The 3,078-nt window shown below is 60.8% G+C and carries 2 protein-coding genes; both read left to right on the top strand.

Annotated features, from left to right (window positions below):
• On the top strand, positions 1–1,514 hold a 1,514-nt coding region (gene cobJ / locus OC610_RS24310; RefSeq protein WP_264431493.1), incomplete at its 5' end, for a precorrin-3B C(17)-methyltransferase.
• 369 nt (positions 1,515–1,883) lie between these two features.
• Positions 1,884–3,078: TcdA/TcdB catalytic glycosyltransferase domain-containing protein (locus OC610_RS24315; protein WP_264431495.1), on the top strand; the 1,195-nt coding region annotated here is incomplete at its 3' end.

Genomic DNA, 3,078 nt, shown 5'->3' on the forward strand with positions numbered 1-3,078 from the left:
TCGCCCTGTGCGCGGCGGGCATCGTCATTCGAACCCTGGCGCCGCTGTTGCTGGAAAAAGGCGCCGAGCCGCCGGTGCTGGCGGTGGCCGAGGATGGCAGCGCCGTGGTGCCGCTGCTTGGCGGCCTGGGCGGTGTGAATACCATGGCCCGGGACATCGCGGCAGCGCTGCAAGTCGCGCCCGCGATCACCACCAGCGGTGAATTGCGTTTCGGCACGTGCCTGCTCAATCCGCCAAGCGGCTACTGCCTCGGCGACCTCGAGCAGGGCAAGCGCTTCGTCTCCGACCTGTTGGCCGGCGAGCCGGTGCGCATCGAAGGCGCGGCGCCGTGGCTGGACCAGGCGCAGTTGCCGCAAGATGCACAGGCTCGGTTGGCGATCCGAATCGACAGTGCTGCAGGAGTGCCTGCGACGAACGAGTTGCGCATTTATCCCCGCGGTGTCGTGGTCGCGGTGAGCGCCGGCGCGACGGATGTATTGACCTCCATTGAGCAAGCGCTGGCCCAGGCCGGACTCGCGATGCAATCAGTGGCGTGCCTGTTGGCGGCGGAAAGCGACATGGTGCGCTCCGAGTTGCAGCAAGCTGCGTCGGTCCTGGGCGTGCCGCTGCGCTTCGTTACGGCCAACGGCAGTGTGGCGCAGTGGCTGGGCGATGCCATCGGCGATCGGGTATCCCCTCAGGTCTCGGGTGACGTTGCCATTGCCGTGGCCGCACAACCTCTCGATCCGCAACGGATCGGTCGCCCGCGCGGGCGCTTGGCGGTGATCGGTCTTGGCCCCGGCGCGGCCGAGCTGATGGTGCCGGCCGTACGCGCCGAACTTGACCGTGCAACCGACGTGCTGGGTTATGAAACCTATGTGCGCATGGCCGGGCCTTTCCGTGCCGACCAGGTGCAACACTGCACCGACAATCGTGAAGAGATGCAGCGCGCCCGACATGCGTTCGAACTGGCCGCCGCAGGGCGGTCCGTCGTGGTGGTTTCCTCGGGCGACCCAGGCGTATTTGCCATGGCGGCGGCGGTACTCGAAGCGCTACATGAGTCCAGCGATCCACGCTGGCACAGCGTCGACCTGCAGATCCTGCCGGGCGTTTCGGCCTCCCTGGCCACGGCCGCCCAGGCCGGCGCACCGCTGGGGCATGATTTCTGCGTGATGTCGCTGTCGGACAACCTCAAGCCGTGGTCGATCATCGAGAAGCGCCTGGACCTGGCTGCCGAAGCCGACCTGGCCCTGGCGTTCTACAACCCGATCTCCCGTTCCCGTCCGTGGCAATTGGGGCGGGCGCTGGAGATTGTCGCGCAACATAGGACTCCCGAGACACCCGTGGTCTTGGGGCGCGATATCGGCCGGCCTGGCCAGACCCTGCGCGTCACCACCTTGGGGCAGCTGACCCCAGAGCAGGTCGACATGCGCACCATGGTGCTGATCGGCTCCTCCACGACCTGCGTATTTCCTCGCGCCGAAGGGGGTGAATGGGTATACACACCGCGTTGGTATGGTGACAAACCGCTTTGATGAACCCGGCGGTCTGTTCGGACCGCCGTCACTTGGATATTTCCGAGCGCCATGCTTATTTCGCGCAGCCTGTTCAACTAATGTAATGAAGCGGTTTTAATGACTGGGGTATTCGGTGTCAGTGCCTGGCTTGTAACAGTTGTTGTGGTTTTATTTGGAAATTGTTGGGCTTGCTTGTTGGTTGTGTGGCGGTAAAGAAGTAGGTTATTTTCTTTTCGGTTTAAACTTAAGTCGTTTTTTCTGCGGGGCGTAACTTGGCCTGGGAATAACTTTATTCTTGGGGGTTAACTAATTTTAAAGTTTGATTGTCTGCCGGTGGTTCGGTCGGTCGCCCCGTTTGTTTGTCTACAATAAATGGATGTGTTGTTAATGACTGAAAGTAAATTTTCATCGACGGATAGTTACGTCGATTTTGTGGGCTTGTTGAAGCTTAAAGATCTTGAGCAAGCGTTGATTTCATACAAAGGCACCGATCAATATGATGCGGTGCTTCGGTATTACTTCGGCTGCATTGCGTTGTTGGACTCCCCGCAAATGCTCGAGCCGCTGGGCTTGCTCAAGCAAGCCTTGGGAACTTTGCGGGGCGCCAGCCGACGGCGCCGTGCGACGGAACCAGCGTCGAGCGCCGGGGCCGCCGGGGCCGCGGACGTTACACAGATCTACAACACCCTGGAGCGCTTCGAAACGCGTCTGCACAACAGCATTGAGCAGTTGAAACAGCCCGCCACCGAAGTGCCAAAAAGTCTGCATTTCGTCTGGCTTGGCGGCGGCGTCGGGGCCATTCAACGTGACTACATCGCTATTTGGAAACAGGTGATGGGCGCGGAGGGTTATCGCCTCAACCTTTGGCATGACAGCGATGCATTGCTGGCCTATGAAACCAATCGGATCATTGTCGAGGCCGCCAAGGCCGATGCCATGCTCCATGGCGGGGAGAGCAGTGTCGATGGGGTGGCGCTGGGCGACCGTTATGAAGAGCGCGCCACCGTTCTGAAACAGCAGATGTACGCGTATATCAAGAAGGCCGTGGAAAACGGTGGCAGCGCCGATGAGGCGAGAATCGATTTGCTGGCGCGGGCTTATGGTCAGGATAAGGCTCGGTTGACGGCACTGAGGAACACGAACCGGCTCAGCTTGCAGGCATTGGGTGGAGATCAGCTGGCCCTGCGCGACCTGGCCGGCGGGGAAGCATCCCTGCAATTGAAAGACATCTACGAGCGTGAAATCAGCCTGCGCGGCAACTTTGCCGCAGCCTCCGATGTGGTGCGCATCGAAGCCTTGTTCGCCGAAGGCGGCAGTTACACCGATGTCGATAACCTGCCGCCCTTGTTGGAAGAGTTGGGCGGAGTGGACATTCGTGCGTTCACGACAGATGCGCGCATAGGGGTGCTGCAGTTGATGCTTGATCGAAACCCCGAGTGGATGCCTGGCCGGCAGGCGTTGCGTGGCCGGTACACGAATTATTTTGAGATGATCCCGTCGGAGCATCGCGCGGCGCTCGAGCGCTTCGCCGAGAGTCAACCCGGTTTGGATCGAGTTTTCCGTACGCCTGTGGAGCGTCTGT

It is taken from the genome of Pseudomonas agronomica, assembly GCF_025917275.1.
Lineage (GTDB): Bacteria > Pseudomonadota > Gammaproteobacteria > Pseudomonadales > Pseudomonadaceae > Aquipseudomonas > Aquipseudomonas agronomica.